The 23782-nt window shown below is 62.0% G+C and carries 24 protein-coding genes; 10 read left to right on the forward strand and 14 right to left on the reverse strand.

Features of this window, described 5'->3' with window-relative positions:
- Positions 1-86: 86 nt before the first annotated feature.
- Genes BN1188_RS06950 through BN1188_RS06960 form a run of 3 tightly spaced genes read left to right on the forward strand, consistent with a single transcriptional unit; the run spans position 87 to position 1924 of the window.
- On the forward strand, positions 87-575 hold the full coding sequence (locus BN1188_RS06950) for an Hcp family type VI secretion system effector (protein ID WP_040260709.1): 489 nt from the start codon (positions 87-89) through the stop codon (positions 573-575).
- A 9-nt stretch (positions 576-584) separates the two neighbouring features.
- Complete coding sequence (locus BN1188_RS06955) at positions 585-1556, forward strand: hypothetical protein (RefSeq protein ID WP_040260710.1); 972 nt, start codon at positions 585-587, stop codon at positions 1554-1556.
- Positions 1553-1924 carry a hypothetical protein gene (locus BN1188_RS06960; RefSeq protein WP_232430907.1) on the forward strand — a complete coding sequence of 124 codons (372 nt, stop codon included), beginning with the start codon at positions 1553-1555 and terminating at the stop codon, positions 1922-1924. The genes BN1188_RS06955 and BN1188_RS06960 overlap by 4 nt, the downstream gene beginning before the upstream one ends.
- 166 nt (positions 1925-2090) lie before the next feature.
- Here the strand turns inward: BN1188_RS06960 and BN1188_RS06965 are convergent, their stop codons facing one another.
- From BN1188_RS06965 to BN1188_RS06975, 3 genes are all read right to left on the reverse strand, one after another.
- Positions 2091-2828 carry an S-methyl-5'-thioinosine phosphorylase gene (locus tag BN1188_RS06965; protein ID WP_040260711.1) on the reverse strand — a complete coding sequence of 246 codons (738 nt, stop codon included), beginning with the start codon at positions 2826-2828 and terminating at the stop codon, positions 2091-2093.
- 2 nt (positions 2829-2830) lie between these two features.
- Positions 2831-3859 carry a beta-N-acetylhexosaminidase gene (gene nagZ / locus BN1188_RS06970; protein ID WP_040260712.1) on the reverse strand — a complete coding sequence of 343 codons (1029 nt, stop codon included), beginning with the start codon at positions 3857-3859 and terminating at the stop codon, positions 2831-2833.
- A gap of 66 nt (positions 3860-3925) precedes the next feature.
- A complete protein-coding gene (locus tag BN1188_RS06975; RefSeq protein ID WP_040260713.1) occupies positions 3926-4624 on the reverse strand; it encodes a TetR/AcrR family transcriptional regulator in 699 nt (232 codons plus the stop codon).
- 188 nt (positions 4625-4812) lie between these two features.
- Between BN1188_RS06975 and lexA the strand changes: the two genes are divergently transcribed.
- Together lexA and sulA are read left to right on the forward strand one after the other, a co-directional pair.
- Positions 4813-5424, forward strand: a complete 612-nt coding sequence (gene lexA / locus BN1188_RS06980; protein WP_040260714.1) for a transcriptional repressor LexA — start codon at positions 4813-4815, stop codon at positions 5422-5424.
- 13 nt (positions 5425-5437) lie between these two features.
- On the forward strand, positions 5438-5923 hold the full coding sequence (sulA, locus tag BN1188_RS06985) for an SOS-induced cell division inhibitor SulA (RefSeq protein WP_040260715.1): 486 nt from the start codon (positions 5438-5440) through the stop codon (positions 5921-5923).
- 8 nt (positions 5924-5931) lie between these two features.
- On the opposite strand, the gene BN1188_RS06990 is transcribed toward sulA, so the two are convergent.
- The 7 genes from BN1188_RS06990 to BN1188_RS07020 all read right to left on the reverse strand — a co-directional run bounded on the left by BN1188_RS06990 (position 5932) and on the right by BN1188_RS07020 (position 13992).
- On the reverse strand, positions 5932-6165 hold the full coding sequence (locus tag BN1188_RS06990; RefSeq protein ID WP_040260716.1) for a hypothetical protein: 234 nt from the start codon (positions 6163-6165) through the stop codon (positions 5932-5934).
- A gap of 51 nt (positions 6166-6216) precedes the next feature.
- Positions 6217-6738 carry a DUF6586 family protein gene (locus BN1188_RS06995; protein WP_040260717.1) on the reverse strand — a complete coding sequence of 174 codons (522 nt, stop codon included), beginning with the start codon at positions 6736-6738 and terminating at the stop codon, positions 6217-6219.
- Between the two features lie 111 nt (positions 6739-6849).
- Entirely contained in the window at positions 6850-9453 is a 2604-nt protein-coding gene (gene topA, locus BN1188_RS07000; protein WP_040260718.1) for a type I DNA topoisomerase, read from the reverse strand.
- Positions 9454-9550: 97 nt separating this feature from the next.
- A complete protein-coding gene (locus tag BN1188_RS07005) occupies positions 9551-9802 on the reverse strand; it encodes a DUF1653 domain-containing protein (RefSeq protein ID WP_040260719.1) in 252 nt (83 codons plus the stop codon).
- A gap of 74 nt (positions 9803-9876) precedes the next feature.
- Positions 9877-11052 (reverse strand): acetyl-CoA C-acyltransferase FadA, encoded by a 1176-nt coding sequence (gene fadA / locus BN1188_RS07010; protein ID WP_040260720.1) that lies wholly within the window; start codon positions 11050-11052, stop codon positions 9877-9879.
- 31 nt (positions 11053-11083) lie between these two features.
- Positions 11084-13231, reverse strand: coding sequence for a fatty acid oxidation complex subunit alpha FadB (gene fadB, locus BN1188_RS07015; protein WP_040260721.1), 2148 nt, complete (start codon positions 13229-13231; stop codon positions 11084-11086).
- A gap of 320 nt (positions 13232-13551) precedes the next feature.
- The gene (locus BN1188_RS07020; protein WP_040260722.1) at positions 13552-13992 is read right to left on the reverse strand and encodes a hypothetical protein; all 441 of its coding nucleotides are present in this window, start codon (positions 13990-13992) and stop codon (positions 13552-13554) included.
- Positions 13993-14099: 107 nt separating this feature from the next.
- Here BN1188_RS07020 and BN1188_RS07025 point away from each other — a divergent pair, with 107 nt between their 5' ends.
- Entirely contained in the window at positions 14100-14555 is a 456-nt protein-coding gene (locus tag BN1188_RS07025) for a universal stress protein (RefSeq protein WP_040260723.1), read from the forward strand.
- Between the two features lie 129 nt (positions 14556-14684).
- On the opposite strand, the gene BN1188_RS07030 is transcribed toward BN1188_RS07025, so the two are convergent.
- Positions 14685-16595 carry an ATP-binding cassette domain-containing protein gene (locus BN1188_RS07030; RefSeq protein ID WP_040260724.1) on the reverse strand — a complete coding sequence of 637 codons (1911 nt, stop codon included), beginning with the start codon at positions 16593-16595 and terminating at the stop codon, positions 14685-14687.
- A gap of 154 nt (positions 16596-16749) precedes the next feature.
- On the opposite strand from BN1188_RS07030, the gene BN1188_RS07035 reads away from it, so the two are divergent.
- Positions 16750-18684, forward strand: a complete 1935-nt coding sequence (locus BN1188_RS07035; RefSeq protein WP_040260725.1) for a transglycosylase SLT domain-containing protein — start codon at positions 16750-16752, stop codon at positions 18682-18684.
- Positions 18685-18761: 77 nt separating this feature from the next.
- Here the strand turns inward: BN1188_RS07035 and BN1188_RS07040 are convergent, their stop codons facing one another.
- Together BN1188_RS07040 and BN1188_RS07045 are read right to left on the reverse strand one after the other, a co-directional pair.
- Positions 18762-19553, reverse strand: a complete 792-nt coding sequence (locus tag BN1188_RS07040; RefSeq protein ID WP_040260726.1) for an MOSC domain-containing protein — start codon at positions 19551-19553, stop codon at positions 18762-18764.
- A 57-nt stretch (positions 19554-19610) separates the two neighbouring features.
- Entirely contained in the window at positions 19611-20540 is a 930-nt protein-coding gene (locus tag BN1188_RS07045; RefSeq protein ID WP_040260727.1) for a chemotaxis protein CheV, read from the reverse strand.
- A gap of 289 nt (positions 20541-20829) precedes the next feature.
- Here BN1188_RS07045 and BN1188_RS07050 point away from each other — a divergent pair, with 289 nt between their 5' ends.
- The 3 genes from BN1188_RS07050 to BN1188_RS07060 all read left to right on the forward strand — a co-directional run bounded on the left by BN1188_RS07050 (position 20830) and on the right by BN1188_RS07060 (position 22840).
- A complete protein-coding gene (locus BN1188_RS07050; protein ID WP_040260728.1) occupies positions 20830-21213 on the forward strand; it encodes a hypothetical protein in 384 nt (127 codons plus the stop codon).
- 77 nt (positions 21214-21290) lie between these two features.
- On the forward strand, positions 21291-22187 hold the full coding sequence (locus tag BN1188_RS07055; RefSeq protein ID WP_040261389.1) for a sensor histidine kinase: 897 nt from the start codon (positions 21291-21293) through the stop codon (positions 22185-22187).
- A complete protein-coding gene (locus BN1188_RS07060; protein WP_040261390.1) occupies positions 22184-22840 on the forward strand; it encodes a response regulator in 657 nt (218 codons plus the stop codon). The genes BN1188_RS07055 and BN1188_RS07060 overlap by 4 nt, the downstream gene beginning before the upstream one ends.
- Here the strand turns inward: BN1188_RS07060 and yegS are convergent.
- The gene (yegS, locus tag BN1188_RS07065; protein WP_040260729.1) at positions 22824-23723 is read right to left on the reverse strand and encodes a lipid kinase YegS; all 900 of its coding nucleotides are present in this window, start codon (positions 23721-23723) and stop codon (positions 22824-22826) included. The two genes, BN1188_RS07060 and yegS, sit on opposite strands and share 17 nt — an antisense overlap.
- Positions 23724-23782: the final 59 nt, after the last annotated feature.

Below are 23782 nucleotides of genomic sequence, written 5' to 3' on the forward strand. Positions count from 1 at the left end.
CTTGACCGAGATCAACGTCTGGGACAGGTTTCATTGATAAGGTTCCTGGCCCCGAGAATTACCTCAGCCTTACAAGGAGTAGCGAAGTGGCTTTCGATGCCTACATGCTGATTGACGATATTACTGGCGAAGCGCTGGATGAAAAGTACACCAACTGGATCGAGATCCTGAGCTACAACTTCAGCGCTAACCAAAGCACGTCTGCTACCGCCAGTTCCGCTGGTGGGGCGTCATCAGGCCGTACGACCCTGACAGACTTTACCTTTACAAAATTTCTCGACAACGCCAGTTGCAAGTTGTTGGAGGCCTGCTGCGCAGGCCAGCATCTGAAAGAGGTAAAACTCGCGCTTTGCCGCGCAGGCACAGACAAACTAAAGTATTACGAAGTTGTACTGGAAGAAGTGATCATCGCCGACTATGCGCAGAACGCCAGCTCGGGGGTGCCTATCGAAACCGTTCAGCTGAACTACGGACGCATCAAGACCACCTACATACGGCAGAAGCGATCCGATGGTAGCGCTGGCGGCAATGTAACCGGAGGCTGGGACCGGATAAACAACAAGAAGTACGCCTGAGGTAGGACGATGCCCGGACCACGCACCTTCATCAACCCCAGAACCCAGTCCTACCACGCTTTGAAAGCCAGCACACCCATGTCGGGACATGCCCGAGGGAAGTTCGATGTTCTCAATGGCCACATCGTCAATAGGGTGGCCTTGGCCGGGGAGCTGGTAATCATCGGCGACCCGAGCACCCCCTCCTGCACTAGCCACGAAGCCTTCCTGATGGGCCAGGCGGCTTACGTGCGCTCCAGCCTGCTGGCCAGCGGGATGGACGACGATGACTTCTTTCTGGAGAACTTCGAGCTATTGCAGAATATGCTGTCCCACGCGTCCATAGGCGCAGGCGCGGCCAGTGATGGATGGAGCAGACACCTTAACAATATCAAGTCAACCCTTGAGGAAATCCTGAAAGCGCACCGCGACTATCTGGGTTCCGGCCGCACTGGGCGCGACGCGTTCTATGCAAAACGAACGGCACTGTTCATGAAACTGGAAGCGCAATTAAGCAGCATCGCAGCCTACGGATCAGGCCTGCGTAAAAAAGGAAAAATCAAGCGAGCGCTGGGCATTTCAACTCGAAGCTTTCTCCACCACGGCGAAATAGCAGGCTACGCCGACAAGGTTTTTGGTGTTGCCAGAGCCGCGAGCTTGGCTAAGAAAGGGGCGTACATTGGTATAGCGCTGGATGTGGCATCCGCGGGGCTGGCTATTTATAACGCCTGTGCAACGGGCCGCGAAGAAGAATGTCGCCGTGCCAAGTACGTTGAAGGCTCGGCTTTGATAGGTGGCTTAGGAGGTAGCGCCGCTGGAGGGTACATTGGCAGTATGGTAGCGCCAACCGTTTGTGCTGCTATAGGGTTGGGCACAGCAGGGACGGGAGGATTAGCATGCGCTGTCGTTACAGGAGCAGTAACGGGTAAGATATTTGGGGATTATGCTAGCGGTGTAGGTGAGGATTTTGGGGAAATCATTTACCAAGGCGTGTCCGAGTGAACAACCTCCATATTGCTTTTATCGAATTCTTTATAATTGCATCTATCTGGATCGCGATGATTGTACAGACCTATATTGCTCATAAGCACACCGATTATTTCGAATCATTTCTTCCAAATTGCACCTTCGTGACGGACAATAAAAAAAATCTCGCACATGCAGGACTTCCCGGCAAGCTGTTGCGAACAGGGATGATTACTATGGTGTTAGCCGTACCACAGCTACTCACACGCCGAGGAATTATCGACCTGGATGAGGTCAAACGCTTTCCCACTCGGGCGAGGCGACTCCTGCTTAGTCTTTTCGTCATAGAAATACTATTACTGCTAGCGGTGGTCGTTGTTTATCATACGCTAATTGAGCGCTGACCCACCGGCGCAAGGCAGTTCAAGTGGGCGCTTGTAGCCTCTACCCCCGGCGCATCCACAAATCTTGTCTGGTTTTCGATATTAATAGTAGGCGCTAAAAAGGGCTCGTGGATCAACGAGCCCCACAGCATCCGACACTGCAACGCCTGGCTTTTTTGCTTACGAATCAGCCCACCAATACCTTCGCCAGCACGGCACGCACCCTGCCAATCCCTTCATGCAACGCCGCTTCGATCTCCGCCATGGTGATCACGTCAGCGCTCTTCCCAGCCGCTGGGTTCACTACCAGGGCCAGGCAGGCGTAGGCCAGGTCGATCTCGCGTGCCAGAGCGGCTTCCGGCATGCCGGTCATGCCCACGATGTCGCAACCGTCACGCTCCAGCCGCGCGATTTCCGCCACGGTTTCCAGACGCGGACCCTGGGTGCAGCCGTAGACACCGAAGTCGCTGTAGGCCTCTCCTTGGGCCGCGAGGGCCGAGATCAACTGCTGCCGCAATGACTCGCTGTAGGGGTAGCTGAAGTCGATATGGGTAACTTGCTCCAGATCGTCGGCGAAGAAGGTGTGGTCACGCCCACTGGTGTAGTCCACCAACTGATGCGGAACGCACAGGTGCCCGGTGCCCATGGCGGGATGGATGCCGCCAACGGCGTTCACCGCAATGATTGCCTCGGCGCCCGCCTGCTTGAGGGCCCACAGGTTGGCCCGGTAGTTGACCTTGTGTGGCGGGTAGCGGTGTGGATGGCCGTGACGAGCCAGGAACAACACTTCACGCCCGGCATAGTCGCCTACCAGCACTGGTGCCGAAGGCGTGCCATAAGGGGTCTCGACATCAACGGAGCGGCGAATGTCCAGGCCTTCGAGTTGGGTCAGGCCGGTCCCGCCAATGATTGCAAGAATGGTCATGATCAGGCTCCAGCTTCGAGCAACCCGGCCTGGCGGAGGGCGCCAAGGGCCTCCAGCCAGACAGGTTGCTGTCGGTATTCGGGGGTGGGGCAATTACGGCGGGCCATGCGCTTCAGCCGCTCGGGCGCTATGACACCCAGGCGCTGGGCGGCGCTCAGGGCCAGTTCGGCGGCAGCGCGGTCGTTGCATACCAGGCCCATATCGCAGCCGGCGCTCAGGGCCGCCTCGATGCGGGCGGCCGCATCACCGGCCACGTGAGCACCAGCCATGGACAGGTCATCGCTGAAGATGACCCCGTCGAAGCCCAGCTCGCCACGGAGGATGTCTTGCAGCCAGCGCCGGGAAAACCCTGCCGGCTGGGTGTCAACGGCCGGATAGATCACGTGGGCCGGCATGACCGCGTCCAGCCGCGAACCCAAGCGGATAAAGGGCTGCATGTCCGTCGCGCGCAACGTGGCCAGGTCCCGCTCATCCAGTGGAATGGCCACATGGGAGTCGGCTTCGGCCCAACCGTGTCCGGGGAAATGTTTGCCACAGGCGGCCATGCCGGCCTGATTCATACCCTCCATGAAGGCACCAGCCAGTTCGGTGACGACATTAGGCTCACCGCCGAACGAGCGCGCGCCTATCACCGCGCTGCGTCCGTAGTTCAGGTCCAGCACGGGGGCGAAGCTCAGGTCCAGCCCGGCAGCCAGGACCTCCGTGGCCATGACCCAGCCACAAGCCTTTGCCAGTGCCTGGGCGTCGGCGCCCGACGCAGCCTCGACGATCCGCCCCATGGCTGGCAGGCGCACGAACCCCTGGCGCAGACGCTGGACGCGACCGCCTTCCTGATCCACAGCCAGGATGATGTCCGGGCGTAGTGCCCGGATACTGTTGCACAGGTCACGGACCTGACGGGGATGCTCGATGTTTCGAGCGAAGAGAATCAACCCGCCGACCTGAGGTTGGCGGAGCAGGTGACGGTCTTCGGCGGTTAGCCAGGTACCGGCGACATCGACCATCAGAGAGCCTTGCAGGCTGGCGCTCATGGGAAATCCTTGGGAGCAAGCGGGGGGCGCTACTTTACCCAATACCAGCGGGGCTGTCTCGGCGGCTCAGGCCTTGACCGGCTGCTTGATGCGAGGCCGCAACTGAGCACTGGACATGGCCGGGTCGCTGACGCCGCTGTCTGCACGCATCCCCGCGGCCAGGAAAGGCACCATCAGGCGCATCACCTGCTCGATGGAGGTATCGACGCCGAAGTCATTCTCGGCGATGGCGCGCAAGGCCTTGATCCCCGACATGCTGAAAGCCGCCGCCCCTAGCATGAAATGCACGCGCCAGAACAATTCCAGCGCCGGAATGCGCGGTGCGGCCTCGTTAAGCAGTAACATATAGCGCCGGAACACCTTGCCATACATGTCTTCAAGGTAGCGCCGCAGGTGGCCCTGACTCTCGCTGAAGGCCAGACCCAGCAAGCGCATGAAGATGGACAGGTCGTTGTTGCTGCGCGGCTGAACGGAAAGCGCCTGGTCTACGAGAATTTCCAGCAGCTCTTCCAGGCTGGCCTTATGGCCGGGATTGGCGGCGCGGCGCTCCAGTTCACGATCGAGGCTGGCGCAGAAAGGGCCAAGAAAGCGGGAAAACACTGCCTGGATCAGCGCCTTCTTGGAGCCGAAATGATAATTCACCGCCGCCAGGTTGACACCTGCCTTGCCAGTGATCAGGCGCAGGGACGTTTCAGCGAAGCCCTTTTCCGCGAACAATTGTTCCGCGGCATCGAGGATACGCTCAACGGTTTCCGACTGTGCCATGATTGCTCCAGCTGACAAACAAGTGTTTGAAACATACGTTTGCATTCAGACGTTTGTCAAGCCGGGCCGGTCATTTTCCAGCCTGGCGGCTACCGCTTCAAGAGCTCTGAGCTTGCCGAAGAGGGATTGCCAAGCTCGCGATACTGTATATAATCCCAGTCACTGTATAAAAAGCCAGAGCCAACGCCATGCAGAAACTTACGCCACGCCAGGCCGAAATCCTCGCTTTCATCAAGCGTTGCCTCGACGACAACGGCTTCCCTCCTACCCGCGCGGAGATCGCGCAGGAGCTGGGCTTCAAATCACCCAATGCCGCCGAGGAACATCTCAAGGCCCTCGCACGCAAGGGCGCCATCGAGATGACGCCAGGTGCGTCCCGCGGTATTCGCATTCCCGGGGCCGAACCTCGAGCCAACGATGACAGCAGCCTTCCCGTCATCGGCCGCGTCGCCGCGGGCGCTCCCATCCTGGCCGAGCAACACATCGAGGACGCCTGCAACATCAACCCTGCCTTCTTCCACCCAAAGGCGGACTATCTACTGCGTGTCCACGGCATGAGCATGAAGAACGCCGGCATCATGGATGGCGACCTGCTGGCCGTACATACATGCCGTGAGGCCCGTAACGGTCAGATCGTGGTCGCCCGAATCGGTGAGGAAGTCACCGTCAAGCGCTTCCAGCGTTCAGGCCATATTGTGCAACTGCTAGCGGAAAATCCGGATTTCGCGCCCATAGAGGTCGACCTCAGGGAGCAGGATCTGGTCATCGAAGGGCTCAGCGTTGGCGTTATCCGCCGCTAAACAGGAGGTGACCATGCAGTTTTCCCCGATTACAGCGAGCAGTGTCCAGCACCCCCAACTGTCGCTGTTCGAGGCGTTCATCGCGCCGGTCAACCAGGTATTTCAAAAGCCCCCGGCCGATACCTGGCGTGCCGAGGCCCCGGAAGCATTCAGCGAACTGAGCTTCAGGGGCGCCCCGGAGAACTGCCTGAGCCTACTTGCACCCATGCTCAGAGAGCTCAGCGACGTTGAGCACATGCGTTGGCTGACCCTGGTGGCGCCCCCGGCCAGCCTGACGCAAAGCTGGTTGCGTGAGGCAGGTCTCAATCGCGAACGTATCCTTCTGTTGCAACCCAAGGCCAATCAGACATCGTTGCAGCTGGCGTGCGAAGCACTTCGCCTGGGCAGAAGCCATACGGTGGTGAGCTGGGCGAACCCCTTGAGCAGCCATGGACGTCAACAGCTGATCAGCGCTGCCCTTCAGGGCGAGGCACAGAGCCTGAACATTCGTTTGGGGTGAAACTCAGCTCAATGCAGGACGCGCGTTCCCTCGTCCTGCTCGAATTCGCCTTCGACCAATTTGCCTGCCATCTGCACTCCCACGCTCAGCATCGCCTTGGCGACTTCCACGTGTTGCCCCTGAAGAAAAGCCTTGGCATCTTCCGAAAAGTTCAGCGTTACCAGGGAGCCTTCGTCTTCGGCACGGCGCAGCTCGATCCTACCGTCTGGCAGCTCGACGATTTCAAGAAAAGACGTAGACATAAAGGCGTGACTCTCCAGAAAAGGCGGGCATTGTAACAGCGAGTGTTTCCTTCAGCACTCACTAAGCCCGTCGCGAAACCGGATAGCCAACGTCTTGAGAGCTTGCCGCCAGCTTTCCAGGGTGTCACAGCCAAGGACGGCAGGCGCCTCTTCATCCAGGGATATCGCCTGGATCAACGGCTGAGTAACGTCTTGCTTGACTTTGCGGGGCGTCCGGGGCGGCAGCCACAGCACTCGATATTCCCGTAACAATTGAGACAGCCAGGTATCAGGATTGCTCGCCAGCTCGACCAGCTCGCCGAGCTGCGGATTGGGTGCGGCCGCCAGCGCTTCGGGCGTGAGAAACGCCTGGGCATCAGGGGCTTCGGGATTGGCTAGCCGGTAGTAGCCGGCTATTTCATGACAAAGCCCCAACAGAGCGCCGTAAAGATGAAACAGCACTGCTTCGCGCTCCGCTTGCGCCAGTGCTGCAGCATTCATGGCACCGCCCCGCTCCGCCTTGCCCAGGGCTTCAAGGGCCAGGCCCGCAAAATACAGCTTCTGGTTCGTACGTGTGTAGAGTTCGTGAGCCATGGCAACCCTCCTGAAACCTGATGGGATGCAGGAGCCAGTCAAGCTGACGAATGTACCGCGCCTTCGCGCCCCTTCACCAACTGGCTGGCTGCCGCACTATGCTCCCTGCTTTCAACGCTTGTCTTCGACCTTCCAGGCCTTGCCATCGAAGAAGGCACGCCAGCCGGTAGGCTTGCCATCGACTTCGGTCTGGACGTATTGCTCCTTGGTCTTACGGCTGTAGCGTATCACCGCGTGGCGCCCATCCGGATCCTTCACCGGCGCATCGAACAGGAAATGGTACTTGGGATCGATCTCTTGCTTGTGTGGAAGCAGTTCGCTTACCAGCGGTGCCCGTGTTTCCCGATTCTTGGGGAACTGGCTTGCCGCCAGGAACAACCCGGACGCACCGTCGCGCAGCACATAGGTGTCATCCACCTTTTCGCATTTGAGTTCGGGCATCGGTACCGCATCCATCTTGGGCGGCGCCGCTTCGCCGTTCTTCAGCAGCTTGCGGGTGTTCTTGCAGCTGGAATTGGTGCAGCCGAAGAACTTGCCGAAGCGCCCGGTCTTGAGCTGCATCTCGCTGCCGCACTTGTCGCACTGGATACTCGGCCCTTCATACCCCTTGATGCGGAAGCTGCCTTCCTCGATCTCATACCCAGGGCAATCCGGATTGTTGCCGCAGATGTGCAGCTTGCGTTTTTCATCCAGCAGGTAGGCATCCATTGCCGTATCACAGACCCGGCAACGATGCTTGTTGAGCAGGACACGGGACTCGGACTCGCCCTCGTCATCGGCGGCGATTTCATCGCCCGGTACCAGATTGAGGGTCGCCTTGCAGCGTTCCTTTGGCGGCAGGCTATAGCCCGAGCAACCGAGGAACACGCCAGTCGATGCCGTGCGGATCATCATTGGCCGACCGCACTCCTTGCATGGAATGTCCGTCAGCGTGGGCTGGTTCGCCCGCATGCCCTGATCAGGAGCCTCGGCAGCCTCCAGTTTGGCCTTGAAGTCCTGATAGAACTCGTCCAGCACGTTCTTCCAGTCACGTTCACCGTGGGCGACGTCGTCCAGATGCTCTTCCATCCCGGCGGTGAAGCCGTAGTCCATCAGGTTGGCGAAGCTTTCGCCCAGGCGCTCGGTCACGATGTCGCCCATCTTCTCGGAATAGAAGCGACGGTTGTGCAGGGTGACGTAACCCCGATCCTGGATGGTGGAAATGATCGCGGCGTAAGTGGATGGGCGGCCAATGCCGCGCTTCTCCATTTCCTTGACCAGGCTGGCTTCGGAATAGCGGGCCGGTGGCTTGGTGAAGTGCTGGGTCGGGTCCAGGTCGACCAACCGCAGGGCCAGGCCTTCGGCCATCTCGGGAAGCACATCGTCTTCCCCGGGCTTGCTGACCTGAGGCAGCACACGGGTGTAACCGTCGAACTTGAGGATACGGCCCTTGGCACGCAACTCGAAGCTACCAGCCACCACGGTCAGGGTGGTGGACAGGTATTGCGCCGGTGGCATCTGGCAAGCCAGGAATTGCCGCCAGATCAGCTCGTACAGTCGCTCGGCGTCGCGCTCCATGCCATTGAGCTGGGAAGGATGGAGGTTGACGTCCGATGGGCGAATGGCTTCGTGGGCTTCCTGGGCGCCCTCCTTGCTGCCGTAGACATTAGGCGTGGCGGGCAGGTATTGCTTGCCGAAGTTGCCTTCGATGTAGCTGCGCGCCATGTCCAGAGCATCCACCGACAGGTTGGTGGAGTCCGTACGCATGTAGGTGATGTAACCCGCTTCGTACAACCGCTGGGCCATCATCATGGTTTTCTTGACCCCGAAGCCCAGGCGGTTGCTCGCCGCCTGTTGCAGGGTGGACGTGATGAACGGGGCCGAGGGCTTGCTGCTGGTAGGCTTGTCCTCGCGCCTCGCTACCCGGTAGCTGGAGGCCTTGAGTTTTTCCACGGCGGCCATGGCCTGGACTTCGTTCAGCGGCTTGAAGGCTTCGCCGTTCTCGCGGGCGACCTCGAAGCGCACCTTGGCCTTGTCGCTGGCCAGGTCCGCATGCAGCTCCCAGTACTCCTGGGGGATGAACGCGCGGATCTCGCGCTCGCGCTCGGCTACCAGCTTCACCGCCACGGATTGCACGCGACCAGCGGACAGTCCACGGGCAATCTTCTGCCAAAGCAGTGGCGACACCATGTAGCCCACGACGCGATCAAGGAAGCGTCGGGCCTGTTGCGCATTGACGCGGGCGATGTCCAGCTCGCCTGGCTGCGAGAAGGCTTCCTGAATGGCTTTCTTGGTGATTTCATTGAACACCACGCGCTTGAAGCGGGACTCGTCTCCACCGATGGCCTCGCGCAGATGCCAGGCGATGGCCTCCCCTTCCCTGTCAAGGTCGGTTGCGAGATAGATGGTGTCGGCATCCTTGGCAAGCTTGCGCAGCTCCTCGATCACCTTTTCCTTGCCAGGAAGGATCTCGTACTTGGCCTTCCATCCATGGTCCGGGTCCACCCCCATGCGCGCTACCAGCTGCCGCCGGGCTTTCTCGCGAGGTGACAGGGCTGGCGCTTCCCCCGCGGCCTTGCCCTTGCGAGCGGCGGGTTCCTTGGGCGTGGACGAACCGCTGGTGGGCAGGTCACGGATATGGCCGATACTGGACTTCACCACGTACTGGTTGCCCAGGTACTTGTTGATCGTCTTGGCCTTGGCCGGGGATTCCACAATGACCAGCGATTTTCCCATGGATCGGAAGATTCCTAAAAAACAGGTGTAGAAGGCAACGACGCCTTTCGAGGCCCCGCTATATATAGTGGCAACTGGGCGAGGTCAAGCGTGGCGGCTATCGCCCTGCTTCCTCGCCGCGCTCGAACACGCCAGGTTCGGCTCGCACCAAAGCAAAGCGCGGGACCTGCTCGCCGTCAACCACGACAGACTCCAGGAACATCTCGAGTGGCCGCACCCATAAGCCGAATTCCCCATACAGGGCCTGGTAGCAAACCACCTGCTGCTCGGTTTCGGAATGGCGCGCGACACCCAGGACACGGTACTCCGGCCCTTTGTAGTGCCGGTAGATACCAGGTTGTAACAGCATTTGCGGCCTCCCTTGTTAAAACCCTGAAAAACAAAAACCGGGGCACCAGGCCCCGGTCGTTGCCACACGCGACGTCAGACCCGCTCGAACACCGTGGTAATGCCTTGGCCAAGCCCGATGCACATGGTGGCGACCCCGAGGGTAGCACCCTTTTGCTTCATGACATTGAGCAGAGTGCCGGAAATCCGCGCGCCTGAGCAACCGAAAGGATGCCCCAAAGCGATCGCGCCACCGTGAAGGTTGACCTTTTCATCCATCTTGTCCAGCACCTTCAGGTCCTTGAGCACCGGCAGCGCCTGGGCGGCGAAGGCTTCGTTAAGTTCGAAGCAGTCAATGTCCGCCACGGTAAGGCCGGCGCGCTTGAGTGCCTTCTGGGTAGCGGGCACCGGCCCGTAGCCCATGATCGATGGGTCTACCCCGGCCACGGCCATGGCGCGGATCACGGCCATGGGCTGCAGGCCCAGGTCCTTGGCCCGCTGCGCCGACATCACGATCATGCAGGAGGCGCCATCGGTGATCTGCGACGAGGTGCCGGCGGTTACGGTACCGCCCTTGGGGTTGAACGCAGGCTTCAAGGAAGCCAGGCCTTCGAGGGTGGTATCGGGACGGATGGTCTCGTCATAGTCGAATACCTTCAGGAAGCCGTTCTCGTCATAGCCTTCCATCGGGATGATTTCGTCCTTGAACAGCCCTTCCACGGTGGCCTTGTGCGCCAGCTGGTGGGAGCGCACGCCAAAGGCGTCCTGCTGTTCACGGGTGATGCCGTGCATCTTGCCCAGCAGCTCGGCAGTCAGGCCCATCATGCCGGCAGCCTTGGCCGCATGTAGCGACATCTGCGGGTTAGGGTCCACGCCATGCATCATGCTGACGTGGCCCATGTGCTCTACCCCACCGATGACGAAGACATCGCCGTTGCCGGTCTGGATCGCCTGTGCCGCGGTATGTAGCGCGCTCATGGAAGAGCCGCACAGGCGACTGACTGTCTGCGCCGCCGAGGTATGCGGAATGCGCGTCATCAGCGAGGCCATCCGGGCGATGTTCCAGCCCTGCTCCAGGGTCTGGTTCACGCAGCCCCAGATCACGTCCTCCACTTCGTTCGGGTCCACGCCAGGATTACGCGCCAGCAGCTGGTCGATCAGGTAGGCCGACATATTCTCGGCACGGGTGTTGCGATGCATGCCGCCCTTGGAGCGGCCCATGGGAGTACGACCGAAGTCGACAATCACCACATCTCTTGGATTCAGGCTCATAAGTGCAAATCTCGCTCTGTTGTCGGGCGGCTCAACCGAAGAAACGCTGGCCGGCGCGGGCCATCTCACGCAGTTTCTCGGTCGGCTGGTACAGCGGGCCCAGCTCGGCGTAGCGGTCAGCGATCGCCACGAACTCAGCCACGCCGATCGAATCGATGTAGCGCAGCGCGCCGCCGCGGAAGGGAGGGAAGCCGATGCCATACACCAGGCCCATGTCGGCCTCGGCGGCGGTCTCGACGATACCGTCTTCAAGGCAGCGAACGGTTTCCAGGCAGAGCGGGACCATCATCCAATTGATGATGTCTTCGTCGCTGACCTCGCGCTGTTCGTAGATCACCGGCTTGAGCACTTCAAGCACCGAGGCATCGGCCACTTTCTTGGGCTTGCCGCGCTTGTCGGTTTCGTAGGCGTAGAAGCCCTTGCCATTCTTCTGGCCCAGGCGGTTGGCATCGTACAGCGCGTCGATGGCCGTGCGGCGGTCGTCCTTCATGCGATCCGGGAAGCCTTCGGCCATGACATCACGGCCGTGGTGGCCGGTATCGATGCCCACAACGTCCATCAGGTAGGCCGGGCCCATGGGCCAGCCGAACTTTTCCATCACCTTGTCGATGCGGACGAAATCCACGCCGGCGCTGACCAGGTTGGCGAAACCGCCGAAATACGGGAACAGCACCCGGTTGACCAGGAAGCCCGGGCAGTCATTGACCACGATTGGATTCTTGCCCATCTTCTTGGCGTAGGCCACCGTGGTCGCCACGGCTTCTTCGCTGGACTTTTCACCGCGAATCACTTCCACCAGGGGCATCATGTGCACCGGGTTGAAGAAATGCATGCCCACGAAGTTCTCGGGACGCTTGAGCGCCTTGGCCAGCAGGCTGATGGAAATGGTGGAGGTGTTGGAGGCAAGAATGGCGTTTTCCCTGACCTGGCTTTCCACCTCGGCCAGTACGGCCTGCTTGACCTTGGGATTTTCCACCACGGCTTCGACCACGATATCGACCTGGCCAAAATCACCATAGGACAGCGTCGGCCGGATGGCATTGAGCGCATCGGCCATCTTCGCCGGAGTCAGACGGCCTTTCTCCACCTGCTTGCCCAGCAGCTTGGACGCTTCATTCAGGCCCTGCTCGATACCCTTCTCGTTGATGTCCTTCATTAGGATGGGGGTGCCCTTGTAGGCCGACTGGTAGGCAATGCCACCACCCATGATGCCAGCGCCCAGCACGGCCGCCTGCTTGACCTCGTGAGCCTTCTGGTCATACACCTTGGCCTTGCGCTTGAGCTCCTGGTCATTGAGGAACAGGCCGATCAGGCTTTCGGCGGCCGAGGTCTTGGCCATCTTCACGAAGCCGGCGGCCTCGATTTCCAGCGCCTTGTCGCGACCGAAATTGGCTGCCTTCTGGATGGACTTGATAGCTTCCACCGGGGCGGGATAGTTCGGCCCCGCCTGGCCGGCAACGAAGCCCTTGGCCGTTTCGAAGGCCATCATCTGCTCGATAGCGTTGAGCTTGAGCTTTTCCAGCTTGGGCTTGCGTCGCGCCAGGTGGTCGATCTCGCCACTGGCCGCGCGGGCGACCAGATCCAGCGCGGCGTCGCGCAGTTGCTCAGGGGCCACCACCACATCGACGGCACGGACTTTCAGGGCGTCGTCGGGGCGTTGCTCCTTGCCGGAGGCAATCCACTCGATGGCGTTGTCGGCGCCGATCAATCGAGGCAGACGGACAGTGCCACCGAAGCCGGGATAGATACCAAGCTTGACTTCAGGCAGGCCGATCTTCGCGGCCGTGGACATGACTCGGAAATCCGCTGCCAGGGCCATTTCCAGGCCGCCACCTAGGGCAATGCCATTGATGGCGACCACTGTCGGGAAGGGAAGGTCTTCGAAATCACTGAAGATACGGTTGGCTTCGAGGTTGCCTGCGGTCAGTTCGGCATCCGGGAGCTTGAAGTTATCGACGAACTCGGTGATGTCGGCACCGACGATGAACACGTCCTTGCCACTGGTAACTACCAGCCCCTTGACCGAGGCGTCGGCCTTGAGCGCGTCGACCGCCTCGCGCAGCTCGCTGAGGGTCAAACGGTTGAACTTGTTGACGGACTCACCCTTGAGGTCGAAATTCAGTTCGACGATGCCACTTTCAAGAGCCTTAACCGTGATGGCTTTACCTTCGTAAATCATCAACTGATCTCCAGGAATGGAAGCTGAACGTTACGTGCTGGAGCGGCCTTGAGGCCCACCCGCCAGCACGCGTTCGAGTGCATGAAGGTCGCGCCAAACGCTCGATTCATACGCCCGTTTGATTCGGGTGTGCACACCTTCAGCGAAAAGCCGGGGATTGTCAATCGTCCCCGAAAGGCACCCGTTTGCGACCGATCAGTCACGTCAAACGGCTGTCTCAGCGTAGACAGCCCTGACCGAAACATGCCGCCTCGATTATGCCGTCACCAAGAGACGCCTGGATGAATGAAGCCGAATTCACTGCCTGGATTGGCGGTTGATCAGGCGCTCAGTTCGCGCAGGATTCTATCGACCAGCGCAGCCTGCTCCGCCCCGCTCCGCTCGCCCCAGACTGCACAGACCATCCGTCGCTCCGCTCGCAGCGCCCAGACGTCGCCAGGCAACTGGACGAGCCGGGCCAGGAGTTCGGGATCCTCGCAGGGCTCCTGCCAGCGGTTGACCCAGTGCCCAGGCGCGGGCTGCCACCACTCCCAGGCCGGCCCCTCGGCGTCGAGGCAAGGCCGATGGTATTCGGCGGCCGTGCTGGGCAAGCCCGCCGGCATCCAATGCGGCCATTGCTGCGGGGCCAGCTGCATGCCCAGGCCAAGGCTGCGCGCCCGCATGCGACAAGCCATGCGCCCACTCTGCTGGCGCGACGGGCGCAGCCACGCCAAGGGACTCAGAACCACCAAGAGGATTGACACCACTATCCAGACCGTCATAGAACTCTTCCGCGAACGACAAACCACCCCTTGGGGAACCGTGCTACCTGCGAGTTTTCCATGAAAGGGCCATAATCAAGCTAACACTTTCGTTGGAGCAACCCGCCATGACCTACCAACACATCCTCGCGGCAGTGGACTTGACCGAGGAATGCGACCCGGTCATCAAACGCGCTCGCGCCCTGGCCGAAGGTACAGGGGCCACGCTGTCGCTGGTGCATATTGTTGAGCCCATGGCCATGGCCTTCGGGGGCGATGTGCCCATGGACCTGTCGCAGCTGCAACAGCAGCAGTTCGACCAGGCCAAGGAGCGCATGCGCGCGCTTCGCGTGAAGTTTCCGGACGTCGCCGAAGAGTTTTGCCATCTCACCTACGGCCAGCCACGGCAGGAAATCCACAAGCTGGCCAAGGAGAAAGGTTACGACCTGATCATCGTGGGCAGCCATGGCCGCCACGGACTGGGCCTGCTGCTGGGCTCGACCTCCAATGATGTACTGCATGGCGCGCCATGCGACGTGCTTGCCGTTCGCCTGGAGCGCGCCAAGCCGGCCGAGAAGGCCTGACACCCTGGAGAGCCGCCAGCCTCGCCCGCTTGCGCAGCCTGACCGAATTCCGGCCTGTAGGCTGTAGTGAAGCTGGCGAAGCCTTGACCCGTAGAATCCGGGCCAGGCCGAACCCCGATTCGCTGGCGCTCAGTCGTCCAGCTCGGCCCAGCGCTCGAGGAGGGTATCGAGCTGCGCCTGACTGGACTCCAACTGAGCGAGCACCGTGGCCGTTTCGGCGGCCGGGCGCTGGTAGAAACCAGGCGCGGCCATTTCCTGCTCAAGGGCGGCGATCTGCGCTTCCATCTCGTCAATCTGCCCCGGCAACGCTTCCAGTTCGCGCTGCAACTTGTAGCTGAGCTTTTTCTTGGGCACCGCCACCGTCGGGCTGGTAACGGGAGCGGGAGCGGCCGTAACCGCCGCCGGTTCGGCCTTGGCCGGCCTGGCCTCCTTGACACCCAGCAACTTTGCCGAGCCGCCTTGGCGAATCCAGTCCTGGTAGCCGCCGACGTACTCCTGTACCAGGCCATCGCCCTCGAATACCAGGGTGCTGGTGACCACGTTATCGAGGAAGGCCCGGTCGTGGCTGACCATCAGTACGGTACCCTTGAAGCTGGAAAGCACTTCTTCGAGCAGCTCCAGGGTTTCCACGTCCAGGTCATTGGTCGGTTCGTCCAGCACTAGCAGATTGGCCGGCTTGCTGAACAGCTTGGCCAGCAGCAGGCGGGCACGCTCGCCCCCTGACAGGGCCTTGACCGGTGTCCGGGCCCGCTGAGGGCTGAACAGGAAATCGCCCAGGTAGCTGAGCACATGTCGGCTCTGGCCGTCGATTTCGATGAAGTCCCGGCCTTCGGCCAGGTTGTCGATCACGGTCTTTTCCAGGTCCAGTTGCAGGCGCAGCTGGTCGAAGTAGGCCACCTCCAGCTTGGTACCGCGTGTCACCGTGCCGGTGGTGGGCTGCAGGTCGCCGAGCATGAGCTTGAGCAAGGTGGTCTTGCCGCTGCCGTTGGCACCGAGCAGCCCGATACGGTCTTCACGCTGCAATACCAGGGAAAAGTCCTTCACCAGGAAGGGCCCGCCGGGATGCGCGTAGCTGACATTCTCCAACACGATCACCTGCTTGCCCGACTTGTCGGCTACGTCCAGCTGGATATTGGCCTTGCCCTGGCGCTCGCGCCGTTCACCACGTTCAACACGCAGCGCCTTGAGGGCGCGCACTCGACCTTCATTGCGGGTACGCCGCGCCTTGATGCCCTGGCGAATCCACACCTCTTCCTGGGCCAGTCGCTTGTCGAAGAGCGCGTTAGCGGTCTCTTCAGCAGCCAGCTCCGCTTCCTTGTGCACCAGGAAGCTGGCGTAGTCGCCGTTCCAGTCGATCAAACGGCCACGGTCCAGCTCGAGGATCCGGGTTGCCAGGTTCTGCAGGAAGGCGCGGTCGTGGGTGATGAACAGCACCGCCCCGCCGAACCCGGCCAACGCTTCTTCCAGCCAGGCAATGGCGCCGATGTCCAGGTGGTTGGTGGGCTCGTCCAGCAACAGCAGGTCCGGCTCCGACACCAGCGCCTGGGCCAGGAGCACGCGCCGACGCCAGCCGCCCGACAGCTCGGCCAGGGTCTTGTCCGCTGGCAGTTGCAGCCGGCTCAGGGTACTTTCGACCAACTGCTGCAGTCGCCAGCCATCCCGGGCCTCGAGCTCCTGCTGGACGTCGGTCAGCGCGTCGAGATCCGCGTCGGTGACGATGTTCTGGCTGAGGTGGTGAAACCGGGCCAGCAGCTCGCCGACTCCAGAGAGCCCTTCGGCGACCACGTCGAATACGGTGCGATCATCGGCCCGAGGCAATTCTTGCGGCAATTCGCCGATCTTCAACCCCGGCGCGCGCCAGATGTCGCCGTCGTCGGGCTTCTGGTCGCCACGCACCAGGCGCAGCATGCTGGACTTGCCAGTGCCATTGCGGCCGATGATACATACCCGCTCACCGCGGGCGATCTGCCAGGAAACCTTGTCGAGCAGGGGCATGGCGCCATAGGCGAGGGAAACATCGCTCAGTTTGAGCAGGGTCATGGGATTCTCCGGAAAAGCCGGCGCGCATTCTACCTTATGTACCAGCCTGGTACAGCAAGCGCCGGATGGCACGCCTTGAAACACTCGGCGCGCTTTCGGGCCTGGGGCCAACAAGCTAAGCTAGCCGCCAATCTGCACGCTCTACGGAAGTCTCATGCGCAGTCGACTGTCCCGCCTCGTCCCCGCCTTGCTGCTCGGCGTCCTTTCCATCAGTTCCGTGGCCCATGCCGGTGACCTTACCCTGCAAAGGCAGTATTACAACCAGGCCAAGGCAGCCCTGGCCAAGGGCAACAGCGCGCCGTACTTCCAGTACAAGTCGATGCTGGCCGACTACCCCCTGGAGCCCTACCTGGCCTATGACGAGCTTACGGCTCGCCTACCGGGCGCCAGCGACGAGGAAATCGAGGCCTTCATCGCCGCCCACGGCGATCTGCCGAAGATCAACTGGCTCAAGTTGCGCTGGCTGCGCATGCTGGCTGATCGCGGCGACTGGGCCACCTTTGTCCGCTACTACGACAGCAAGCTCAACTTCACCGAGCTCGACTGCCTGTACGGCCAGTACCAGCTCACCCGCCCGGATCTACGCGCCGAAGGTTACGCCAATGCCGAGCGCCTCTGGCTCAGCGGCAAGGACCGGCCGGCGGCCTGCGACCCGCTCTTCGGCCGCTGGGCCGCCGAGGGTCAGTTGACCGAACACAAGCGCTGGCAGCGGGCCAGGCTGGCGGCCCAGGCACGCAACTATGCCCTGGCCAGGCGCATGGTCGACGGGCTGCCCACCATGCAAGTGCAGGGCAAGCGCCTGATCGACGTGGCGCAGAAACCGGACCTGCTGGACCAGCCGGAACTGTTCCAGCCCGCCGACGAGGCCATGGCCGATGCGGTCGGCCTGGGCCTGCGCCGGCTCGCCCGCCAGGATCCGGAAAAGGCCCTTGGCCTGCTGGACACCTATGCGGCGAGCATGCGCTTCTCCGCGGACGAGAAAGTGGCCATCGCCAAGGATATCGGCCTGGCCCTGGCCCGTCGTTATGACGGCCGCGCGCTGGACCTCATGACTCGCTACGATCCGGACCTGCGCGATGACACTGTAAGCGAGTGGCGCCTGCGCCTGCTGCTGCGCCTGGGCCGCTGGCAGGATGCCTATGAACTGACCCGGCGCCTGCCAGCGAGCCTGGCGCAGACCAACCGCTGGAGATACTGGGAAGCTCGGGCCCTGGAACTGGCGCGACCGAACGACCCCCAGGTGCCCGCCCTCTACAGGAACGTCGCCAAGGAGCGTGATTTCTATGGCTTTCTGGCGGCCGACCGGGCCCAGGTGCCTTACCAGTTGACCAACCGCCCGCTGCCCTTGACCCAGGCCCAGTTGAACAGCGTGCGCAACGCGCCCGGGATTCGCCGGGCACTGGAGTTCTACCAGCGTGGCGAGGTAGTGGACGGGCGTCGCGAGTGGTACTACGTATCCCGGCATTTCGACCGCGACCAGATGGTCGCCCAGGCCAGGCTGGCGTATGACATGGGCTGGTACTTCCCGGCCATTCGCACCATCAGCCAGGCCCAGTATTGGGATGACCTGAACATTCGCTTCCCCATGGCGCACCGGGACGCCCTGCTGCGCGAAGCGCGCCTGCGTGGGCTGCATGCCAGCTGGGTGTTCGCGATCACCCGGCAGGAGAGCGCCTTCATGGAAGACGCCCGCTCCCCCGTGGGGGCCATGGGGCTGATGCAACTGATGCCCGCCACCGCCAAGGAAACGGCTCGAAAGTTCAGCATCCCCCTGGCCACGCCCCAGCAGGCGCTCGATCCGGACAAGAACATCCAGCTGGGCGCCGCTTACCTGAGCGTGGTGCATGGGCAGTTCAACGGCAACCGGGTACTGGCGTCGGCCGCGTACAACGCCGGGGCGGGGCGCGTGCGGCAATGGTTGCGCGGCGCCAACCATCTGAGCTTCGACGTGTGGGTAGAGTCGATTCCCTTCGACGAAACCCGACAGTACGTTCAGAACGTGCTGTCGTACGCGGTCATCTATGGGGCCAAGCTCAACACGCCTCAGCCCATAGTGGACTGGCACGAACGCTTCTTCGACGATATCTGAAGGCACGGGCTGGCGAAGCTGGCCCCAATGGCATCCCCCGGCGCGCTGGCGACACGCTTTCGCCAGCCTCGCGCCAGCTACTCCAGCACCGTCACTTCCATACCTACCTCGAGCAGGCCTTCCCCTTCGGCGATGAGGTTCTGCCCGAACATGATGCCGCCCTCCCCCATCCGATAGCCCTTGAGCGTATTCAGAGGCTCCCGATCACTTTCCCGCTGATGGGTGCGCGGATCGATGGTGGTCAGGATGCAACGGGCGCAGGGGCTGGCGATTCGGAAATCGACGTTTCCTATCCGCAATCGCTTCCATCCGTCGTCTGCATAGGCCGGCGCGCCTTCAATGACCAGGTTAGGGCGAAAGCGCAACATGGCCATGTTGCGACCGACTCGAGTGGACAGATCATCGACCGATGCCTGATTGATCAACAGAAGGGGGAAACCATCGGCGAACGCCACGCGGTCATGCCCGTCGCCCACCTGGCGGGCCCGATGGGCAGGGACCTGCACCAAGCGGGCTGACTGGCCGATCAACTCGCTTACCCAATGGGCAGCGGCGTCTCCGGCGTCGGGCACGCGCAAGGCATCCTTCCAGATCACCACGCCGCGCAGGTTCCCATCCGGTTCTGGAAGGGGCACCGTCAGCGGGGCTTGCCCAGGCGCGTTCAAATCGAGGCCGCCGTCGTCTCGGTACCGAGCCACCAGACTCCCCAGGATTGGCAGCGTACGCTGAGTCAGAAAACGCCCGCTGGCTTCGTCCACCAGCATCCAGCGTCGATCCCCGAGCAACCCCAGGGCACCCACGGGGCTGGCCTGCAAGGGCTCGGCCTGGGCGGACTTGACCGCGTAACGGTACAGGGCACTGAGGCGCATCCGGCGACTCCAAAAGGTAGGCGCCCTAGCATAAACGAAGCCCAGCCGCGGTTCGACTCAGCCGTGCTGCATTTCCAGGCGCTGACGTACCACTTCCACCAAACGGTCGGGCTGGAACTTGGACAGGAAGTTATCGCAGCCTACCTTCTTGACCATGGACTCGTTGAAGCTACCCGACAGCGAGGTATGCAGCACTACATAGAGTTCACGCAGGCGCGGATCCTGGCGTATTTCCGTGGTCAGACGATAGCCATCCATTTCAGGCATTTCCGCATCGGTGAACACCATGAGCAGCTTGCTGCACACGTCCTCGCCCGCGTTCGCCCAGCCTTGAAGCATGCGCAGTGCCTTCAGGCCATCACTGGCCACATGCAATACACAGCCAAGCTGGGACAAGGTATCGCGCAACTGTGACAGCGCCACGGTGGAGTCATCCACCAGGAGAATCTCACGACCGCGAGCATTGGCCAGCATCGCGTCCTCGAGTTTCTCCTTGGATACCCGCGCATTGTAGGGCACGATCTCGGCAAGCACCTTCTCCACGTCGATCACTTCCACCAGCTTGTCTTCGACACGGGTGATCGCCGTCAGGTAATGCTGGCGCCCGGCGCTTGTCGGGGGTGGCAGGATGGACTCCCAGTTCATGTTGATGATCCGGTCGACCCCACCCACCAGGAACGCCTGTACGGAACGGTTGTATTCGGTGACGATGATCGTACTGTCAGGCCCCGGCTGCAGCGGACGCATGCCGATGGCCTGGGAAAGGTCGATCACCGGCAGCGTTTGCCCGCGCAGGTTGACCACGCCGCAGACGAAAGCATGGCGCTGGGGCATCAGGGTCAGCTTCGGCAGTTGCAGGACTTCTTGAACCTTGAACACGTTTATCGCGAACAGCTGGCGGCCTGCCAGGCGAAACATGAGGATTTCAAGGCGGTTTTCACCCACTAGTTGGGTGCGTTGATCGACGCTATCGAGAATGCCAGCCATGAGAGTCCCCGGCGGTGAGATGGAAGCATGTTCTGGCTATCGGCGCTGCCCGGGTGAACTTGAGCAGAGGCGACAAGGGGTCAAGGCATACGGCCTGCTGGCGGCGCCCGGTTACATGCGATGCCCGGCGCCGTTGAAAAGGAGCATCAGGGAAACCCTTAGGAACCCTGCGGGCACGCCTGATGTTCGAAACACTGGCCAACCCTTAACGTGGCTTCATTCTCGGAAGAATGGAGCCCCACCATGAACCTTGCACTTGCTCCGTACCCCCTCAGCCCAGGCACTCGTCATGTGTGAGGGGGCTGAGTCCGCCAAGCTGATGGGCCGACTCCTGGACTGCATGGAGCATCTGAGCCTGCTCGAGAGCGACCGGGACGCATCCCAGGCGCTGCACGACAATCTTTTCCGCCTGGCTGCCCTTTTTCAGGAAGGTGACGGTTCACTTGCAACCTTTGCCGAACGCATGGCCCTGGCGCTCGGCCGACTATTGTACGCCGAGCAAGGCTTGCAGGGACCGGCGCTGATGGCATGCAAGGCCTGCCTTGACCTGCTGGGCTGGCAGGTGGAATTGAACGACCCCCACATGGACGATGCTGAACAGGCCGAGCTCCTGGCACGCCTGGCTGAATGCTGCGCGCGCATACCCCACGGGGCGACCGCCGGCGCTGCCTAGGAAGAACGAGCGACCGATCGGATGCGAGGTGCTAACATGCGGCGTCATACGCCCTCTTGCGCACTACGTCTGCGATGATGCCTGCCACTACGCCTACCTCCGCACTCTCGTCCGGGCTATATACCCAACCCCTGGCCCGCCGTCTGACCGTAGCTGGCGTTACCCTGGGTTGCCTTGCCCTGGACGGTTTCGCCTGGCTCGACCAGGCGCCCTTCAACGGTTCCCTGTTGTTCGCCAACGCGGCCTTGATCATCGCGCTGTTCGCGCTGGCCCATGTGCGCCAGGCACCGGAAGGGGCTATCGCACTGCGCCCGGAGGAGCTGGCTGGGCACATGAGCCGAGCCCGTGAAGGCGAGCGTGAACGTCTTGGCCGCGACCTTCATGACGAGATTGGCCAGCTGCTGACCGCTGCCCGTCTGCAAGTGGACTGGCTTGACCGGCGACTGCCCGCGGAACTGGCAGAATCGGTAGCCACCCTGCGCGCGACCTTGGCGGACTGCCTGGGTACTGTACGCGACATGTCCACGCTGCTCAGCCCCCATCAACTGGCCAGCCTGGGCCTGGAACTATGCCTGCGCAACCACCTGCGCAAAGCCCTGGCCGAGACGGACCTGGACTGGAGCCTGGACTGTCGCCAGCGGCTGGACGGCCTGCCGGCGGACATTCAGGTCGCGGCCTTTCGGATCATCCAGGAAGGCGTGACCAACCTGCTGCGCCACGCCCGAGCGCGAAACCTCTGGGTAGAAGTCGCCCGTGAAAAACAGGGGTTGTGGATTCGCATCGCCGACGATGGCGAAGGCTTCGATACCGCCGCCGTCCCGCCGGGTCGGGGCCTGGCCGGCATGGCTGAACGCACCCAGGCCCTGCGCGGGCACCTGAAGGTCTATAGCGCGCCGGGCGAAGGCACGCGGGTCGAAGCGCTGCTGCCATGGCCCGGCCGGGCCAGCCGCCGGGCCGCCAAGGCCCGATCGTGACCTGCAGGCTGGTGCTGGTCGATGACCACGCGCTGATTCGCGCCGGGGTCAAGGCGCTGGTGGCGGACATTCCAGGCTATACCGTGGTAGGCGAAGCCGGCGACGGTTGGCAGCTTTCGGAGCTGGTTCGGCGCAGCCGGGCGGACATCGTGCTCCTGGACCTGGCCATGAAGGGCACCGGGGGCCTGGAAGCCCTTCGTCAGTTGCGTCGCGGGGGGCCGGCCTGCCGCGTGCTGGTACTGTCCATGCACCATGAATCGGAAACCATACTCCACGCCCTGCAAGCCGGGGCTGATGGCTACCTTCTCAAGGATGCCACGGCCAACGAGCTAGAGCAGGCTTTGCAGGCACTGCGCCACGGTGAACGCTATCTCAGCCCGGGCGTCACCCACGCGGTCATCGATCAGGCCGTACTGGCCCAACGCATGGCACGTCCTGCCATCGAGGCACCAACGCTGACCGGCCGCCAGATGGAGATTCTGCGGTTGATCGTACGCGGCACTTCGACCCGGGGCATCGCCGAGGGCCTGGGCCTGAGCATCAAGACGGTAGAAACCCACCGCGCTCAGATCATGAAGCGCCTGCAGATCTTCGATGTTCCAGGCCTGGTCCTTTATGCGGTACGCGAACGTATCATCAGCCTGGACGACTGAGCAGTTGGCATCCCCGGGGCAAATGCAGTCGCACCGCGCCGGGCCGTGCACAAAAGCGCAGGTCGGTGCCTTGCAGCGGCTCGCCGTCCAGGTTGATATCCAGCCCCTGGGCGCCCTGGATTTCCACCCATGGCAAACGCGCGCGAACGAACAGCGTATCCAGGCCCAGCCCACCGGCCAACAAGTCCTTGAGCGTGGACACCACCTCGGTCGGGGCCGGCAGGATGCTCACGTCCAGCAGGCCATCGTCCACCGTTGCCTCGGGACACAACAGATGCCCACCACCGGCCTGCCGGCCATTGCCGATGCCCAAGGCCAGGAGGTCACCTTCCCAGGCGAAGCCCGGTCCCTTGAGCACACCGGAGGCAGCCCGCAATTCGCTGAAGCGGGTCAGGCCAGTGAACAGATAGGCCGCCCCGCCCAATACCTTCTTCAGGTCTTCGGACGTGTTGGCGGTTACCTGACTGCCGAAACCGCCGGTCGCCATGTTGAGGAACAGCTGGCCACCCACTTCTCCCAAGTCCACGGGCCGTGCCGGGGTATCCAGCAAGGCAAGCGCTTCGGCGGGTTCGAGCGGCACGCCGGCTGCCCTGGCGAAGTCGTTGGCCGTACCCAGTGGCAGCAATGCCAGGCTCGCCTCCCCGGCGGCCGGATGCAGCGCCAAGGCCTCGGCCACGTCACGGAGGGTGCCATCGCCGCCCCCCGCGATCAAGGTACGGTAGCCCGCGCAGAGACCCTCTTCTACCAGCCTGGCGGCATCTCCACCCTCCCAGGTCAGGCGTACCGCAATGTCCCAGCCGGATTTGCGTCGCGCCATTACCGCCGCGCGGACATCTTCGTTCAGCGCCTGCTTACCATGCAGGATCAACCACGCCTTGCCCATGTGCCTAGCTCCCCTAACCCAAGCGACTCAGGTTCATATGACCACGGCCAGGGCAAAAT

It is taken from the genome of Pseudomonas massiliensis (assembly GCF_000826105.1).
In the GTDB taxonomy this organism is placed as follows: domain Bacteria; phylum Pseudomonadota; class Gammaproteobacteria; order Pseudomonadales; family Pseudomonadaceae; genus Aquipseudomonas; species Aquipseudomonas massiliensis.

Coding starts and splice junctions, on each gene's coding strand:
- topA (WP_040260718.1), bottom strand. CDS start 9,453: ATGGGAAAATCGCTGGTCATTGTGGAATCCCCGGCCAAGGCCAAGACG.
- BN1188_RS06995 (WP_040260717.1), bottom strand. CDS start 6,738: ATGGCTCACGAACTCTACACACGTACGAACCAGAAGCTGTATTTTGCG.
- BN1188_RS07005 (WP_040260719.1), bottom strand. CDS start 9,802: ATGCTGTTACAACCTGGTATCTACCGGCACTACAAAGGGCCGGAGTAC.
- BN1188_RS07045 (WP_040260727.1), bottom strand. CDS start 20,540: ATGGCTGGCATTCTCGATAGCGTCGATCAACGCACCCAACTAGTGGGT.
- fadB (WP_040260721.1), bottom strand. CDS start 13,231: ATGATTTACGAAGGTAAAGCCATCACGGTTAAGGCTCTTGAAAGTGGC.
- BN1188_RS07035 (WP_040260725.1), top strand. CDS start 16,750: ATGCGCAGTCGACTGTCCCGCCTCGTCCCCGCCTTGCTGCTCGGCGTC.
- BN1188_RS06990 (WP_040260716.1), bottom strand. CDS start 6,165: ATGTCTACGTCTTTTCTTGAAATCGTCGAGCTGCCAGACGGTAGGATC.
- BN1188_RS07025 (WP_040260723.1), top strand. CDS start 14,100: ATGACCTACCAACACATCCTCGCGGCAGTGGACTTGACCGAGGAATGC.
- BN1188_RS06955 (WP_040260710.1), top strand. CDS start 585: ATGCCCGGACCACGCACCTTCATCAACCCCAGAACCCAGTCCTACCAC.
- BN1188_RS07055 (WP_040261389.1), top strand. CDS start 21,291: ATGCCTGCCACTACGCCTACCTCCGCACTCTCGTCCGGGCTATATACC.
- BN1188_RS07040 (WP_040260726.1), bottom strand. CDS start 19,553: ATGCGCCTCAGTGCCCTGTACCGTTACGCGGTCAAGTCCGCCCAGGCC.
- BN1188_RS06975 (WP_040260713.1), bottom strand. CDS start 4,624: ATGGCACAGTCGGAAACCGTTGAGCGTATCCTCGATGCCGCGGAACAA.
- sulA (WP_040260715.1), top strand. CDS start 5,438: ATGCAGTTTTCCCCGATTACAGCGAGCAGTGTCCAGCACCCCCAACTG.
- nagZ (WP_040260712.1), bottom strand. CDS start 3,859: ATGAGCGCCAGCCTGCAAGGCTCTCTGATGGTCGATGTCGCCGGTACC.
- fadA (WP_040260720.1), bottom strand. CDS start 11,052: ATGAGCCTGAATCCAAGAGATGTGGTGATTGTCGACTTCGGTCGTACT.
- BN1188_RS07030 (WP_040260724.1), bottom strand. CDS start 16,595: ATGACCCTGCTCAAACTGAGCGATGTTTCCCTCGCCTATGGCGCCATG.
- lexA (WP_040260714.1), top strand. CDS start 4,813: ATGCAGAAACTTACGCCACGCCAGGCCGAAATCCTCGCTTTCATCAAG.
- BN1188_RS07020 (WP_040260722.1), bottom strand. CDS start 13,992: ATGACGGTCTGGATAGTGGTGTCAATCCTCTTGGTGGTTCTGAGTCCC.
- BN1188_RS06965 (WP_040260711.1), bottom strand. CDS start 2,828: ATGACCATTCTTGCAATCATTGGCGGGACCGGCCTGACCCAACTCGAA.
- BN1188_RS07050 (WP_040260728.1), top strand. CDS start 20,830: ATGTGTGAGGGGGCTGAGTCCGCCAAGCTGATGGGCCGACTCCTGGAC.
- yegS (WP_040260729.1), bottom strand. CDS start 23,723: ATGGGCAAGGCGTGGTTGATCCTGCATGGTAAGCAGGCGCTGAACGAA.